The sequence below is a fragment of the Faecalicoccus sp. genome (genome assembly GCF_036552745.1).
In the GTDB taxonomy this organism is placed as follows: domain Bacteria; phylum Bacillota_I; class Bacilli_A; order Erysipelotrichales; family Erysipelotrichaceae; genus Faecalicoccus.
This window is the reverse complement of record NZ_JAXKBY010000119.1, coordinates 1-3,329: the sequence shown is the minus strand read 5'-3', so window position 1 is coordinate 3,329 and position 3,329 is coordinate 1. Positions and strand designations below refer to the sequence as shown.

General features: G+C 38.8%; 4 protein-coding genes, 1 tRNA gene and 1 riboswitch. All 5 genes read left to right on the top strand.

The genetic code is table 11. The features are described 5' to 3' along the window. The first annotated feature begins 197 nt into the window (after positions 1 to 197). The 5 genes from U0M88_RS05855 (at position 198) to U0M88_RS05835 (ending at position 3,153) form a co-directional block, all read left to right on the top strand. Complete coding sequence (locus U0M88_RS05855) at positions 198 to 515, top strand: PadR family transcriptional regulator (RefSeq protein ID WP_195222521.1); 318 nt, start codon at positions 198 to 200, stop codon at positions 513 to 515. Next, entirely contained in the window at positions 508 to 1,128 is a 621-nt protein-coding gene (locus tag U0M88_RS05850; protein WP_331869198.1) for a DUF1700 domain-containing protein, read from the top strand. The genes U0M88_RS05855 and U0M88_RS05850 overlap by 8 nt, the downstream gene beginning before the upstream one ends. Beyond that, positions 1,116 to 1,316, top strand: coding sequence for a hypothetical protein (locus tag U0M88_RS05845; RefSeq protein WP_331869197.1), 201 nt, complete (start codon positions 1,116 to 1,118; stop codon positions 1,314 to 1,316). The genes U0M88_RS05850 and U0M88_RS05845 overlap by 13 nt, the downstream gene beginning before the upstream one ends. Positions 1,317 to 1,446: 130 nt before the next feature. Beyond that, positions 1,447 to 1,536: riboswitch (glycine riboswitch) on the top strand. A gap of 51 nt (positions 1,537 to 1,587) precedes the next feature. Beyond that, complete coding sequence (locus U0M88_RS05840) at positions 1,588 to 3,012, top strand: alanine/glycine:cation symporter family protein (RefSeq protein WP_331869196.1); 1,425 nt, start codon at positions 1,588 to 1,590, stop codon at positions 3,010 to 3,012. 53 nt (positions 3,013 to 3,065) lie between these two features. Beyond that, positions 3,066 to 3,153: transfer RNA gene (locus U0M88_RS05835), tRNA-Ser, on the top strand. Positions 3,154 to 3,329: the final 176 nt, after the last annotated feature.

Genomic DNA, 3,329 nt, shown 5'->3' with positions numbered 1-3,329 from the left:
CTATCTAAGATAAGTCGTACATCAACATATAAATGTAGCGCCGTATACGAGACCCGTACGTACGGTGCAATGAGAGGGGCGAAGATTAATTTCTTCCCTCTACTCTATTAAATAGGACTAATCATAAAGAAATCATAAAATACTATTTGACACATTATACTATGTAACATATAGTATTATGTGTAAGGAGGTATAAGATGGATGCACAATTAAAAAAAGGTTTTTTGGAATTTTGTGTTTTGGCTTCCTTAAAGAATAAAGATTCCTATGGATATCAAATCGTTAAGGATGTATCGCGTTATATTGAGATATCGGAATCCACTTTATATCCGATCTTAAAACGCCTGGAAGTCAGTGGATGTGTAATTACTTATACAGAACAACATAAAAATCGGTTACGGAAATACTACAGAATCACAGATAAGGGAATAGAGTCGATTCGATGTTTCCTGGGAGAATGGAAAGAGATTCAATCCATTTATGAATATATCAAAGGAGAGATGGAACATGAATAAGCATGAATTTTTAGGTCATTTAGAGCGATTATTAAAAAGTCTGCCACGTCAGGAAAGACAGAAGATGTTGGCTTATTATGCAGAGATGGTCGATGATCGTATGGAAGAAGGCATGAGTGAACAAGAAGCAGTGCAAGACTTAGGGGATGCAGGAATGTTAGCCGAACAGATTTTATCTGCACAGCCATCTAAGGAAAAGAAACTCTCTAATCCAATGAAAGTGTTGATCATTATTTTGATCGTTTTGGGCAGTCCTTTATGGGCATGTTTGCTGTTGGCACTGCTTGCTTTGATCTGTACCGGCATATTACTGATTTTGACAGGATATATCATGATTTGGCTTATCCCTGTATTGTCAGCGGCTATTATGGTTGCCAGCCTGATTCTTTGTATCATCAGCTTGATCGGATCTCCATTTTTGATGGTTTCCAGTTTTATGACAGGTCTATTACAGCTAGGTGTTGGTTTGATTGCGGCCGGACTTTCTATCTTATTAGGTTTGTTTACGATTTATGCTTCTCGCTACTTTATCAAGGCAACCATGTCTTTTAGCCACTGGTTAAAAGAACATTTGTTTTATCGCTTGAAGGAGGTTCATGTATGGCAAAGTTAAAAGTATTGGTTTTAGGTGCTTGCAGTTGTATTGTTTTAGGCTTATTATGTTGTGCATTTGTGTCTTCCTCGCATCAAGATACAGATTTTGAAAGCAATCAATGGTATCAAAGTGTACATACGGATGAAAACGGAGATCTCTTTGTTCGTATTCAGCTTGGCGATATTATAATCACACAGCTAGGTTAAACACACAACTTTATCTTGCATCCATCATCATTTTTGATTACAATGCAAGGGTAGAGTTCGGATGACGAATGCTAGAGAGAGTCGAAAGACCACCGAAGAATTCATTATTTCAGGTCAAAGGATAGTATTCTGACGAGCCTCTGGAGAGTTCCTTAAATGGACGCCGAAGGAGCAAGCCCGAAAGGGTGAAACTCTCAGGCAAAAGGACAGGGGATTAGGATTGTTTTTACTATTTTCTAATTCCTCTTTTGGTATAAAGGAGGATTTTTTTATGGCAACTCTTTCAAACGTATTAACACAGATCAATGAATGGATATGGGGATTACCCTTGATTTTCCTATTGTTGGGAACCGGGTTGTATTTTACATGTCGGTTAGGCTTATTACAGTTTTTCAGATTACCGCTTGCGTTTCGTCTGATGTTTAAAAAAAATGATCAAAAGGAAGGAGACGTATCCAGCTTTCAAGCTTTATGTACGGCTTTATCTTCAACGATTGGAACGGGAAATATCGTAGGTGTGGCAACCGCTATTATTGCCGGTGGGCCGGGCGCTTTATTTTGGATGTGGATCTCCGCATTTTTAGGAATGGCAACTAAATATTCGGAAGGTTTATTGGCCATTGTATATCGCCAGCGCGATGAAAAAGGACAGATGTCCGGAGGTCCAATGTATTATCTGGAAAAAGGATTAAACCATAAAACACTGGGAAAGATACTGGCACGTTGTTTTGCGGTTTTTGGTGTAGGGGTTGCCCTATTAGGGATAGGGACGTTTACACAAGTTCGTTCCATATCTGATGCTGCCAGTTTAACACTGCATATTCCTCCCTTTGTCACAGGGATCTTTTTGGTGATTACAGTTGGTTTTATTACCATTGGAGGAATTAAAAGAATCGCTTCGGTATCAGAAGTCATTGTTCCATTCATGAGTGTAGCTTATATTGTAAGCGTTATTTTGATCATGATCACGCATTATCAGGATATTCTTCCAACACTAGCTTTAGTGGTGCAGTCTGCTTTTACACCTTCTGCAGCGTTTGGAGGAAGTGTTGGAATTAGCATGCAGATGGCCATGCGCAGTGGAATCAGCCGGGGAATCTTCAGTAATGAATCCGGTTTGGGAAGTGCGCCGATTGCGGCAGCAGCAGCCAAAACAGATTCTTGTGTGGAGCAGGGATTAGTATCTATGACAGGTACCTTTATCGATACGATCTGCGTTTGCACGATGACCGGTTTGGCGATCATTATTACGCAATCTTATCTTTTAGGTGTAGAAGGCTCCGCCATGACAACATTGGCGTTTCAGAATGGCTTTCCTATTGGTGAAATCGGAATCTATGTTGTAAATATCGGTTTATTGTTCTTTGCGTTTACTACCATTATTGGCTGGAATTATTATGGCGAAAAATGTATTCAATACTTGTTGGGTGAAAAAGCAATCTTACCCTACAAAATTTTGTTCATCGTTTTAATTGGAATTGGTCCTTTTATGTCTTTGGACTTTGTATTTACATTAGCGGATATTGTGAATGGATGTATGGCATTTCCTAACTTGATCGGTTTAATCGCATTGCGAAAGGTCGTAGTCAATGAAACCAGAGCTTATTTTAAAACGGCTTTATCGAAAGAGAAAACAGAAGATGACATTAAAGTGAACCATAGTTTGGTAAGTAATTCACAAGTCAGCATAGAATGATATGAAGAATTATTTGACAAGTTTCTAAAACCTTAGTATTATAAGTAGGCATTGGAGACTTGTCCGAGCGGCTTAAGGTGCAGTCTTGGAAAGGCTGTGTGGTTAACGCCACCAAGGGTTCGAATCCCTTAGTCTCCGCCATGAATCAATGAGTCCTTTATCAAAAGGACTTTTTTATTCGCTATACCCACAGTTTGGTGATTTAGCCATAATTCAGCATTAAAAAGAAACCTCAAATAAAGCATCTGTTGCAATCTGCCGGATAAAAAAGTAATGAATAGAGTACTTCAACTTCTTTAAGACATAGACAAGTATTT

Bases quoted from the DNA above. Each gene is read 5' to 3' on its own strand.
- U0M88_RS05855 (WP_195222521.1), top strand. From the start codon at position 198: ATGGATGCACAATTAAAAAAAGGTTTTTTGGAATTTTGTGTTTTGGCT.
- U0M88_RS05850 (WP_331869198.1), top strand. From the start codon at position 508: ATGAATAAGCATGAATTTTTAGGTCATTTAGAGCGATTATTAAAAAGT.
- U0M88_RS05845 (WP_331869197.1), top strand. From the start codon at position 1,116: ATGGCAAAGTTAAAAGTATTGGTTTTAGGTGCTTGCAGTTGTATTGTT.
- U0M88_RS05840 (WP_331869196.1), top strand. From the start codon at position 1,588: ATGGCAACTCTTTCAAACGTATTAACACAGATCAATGAATGGATATGG.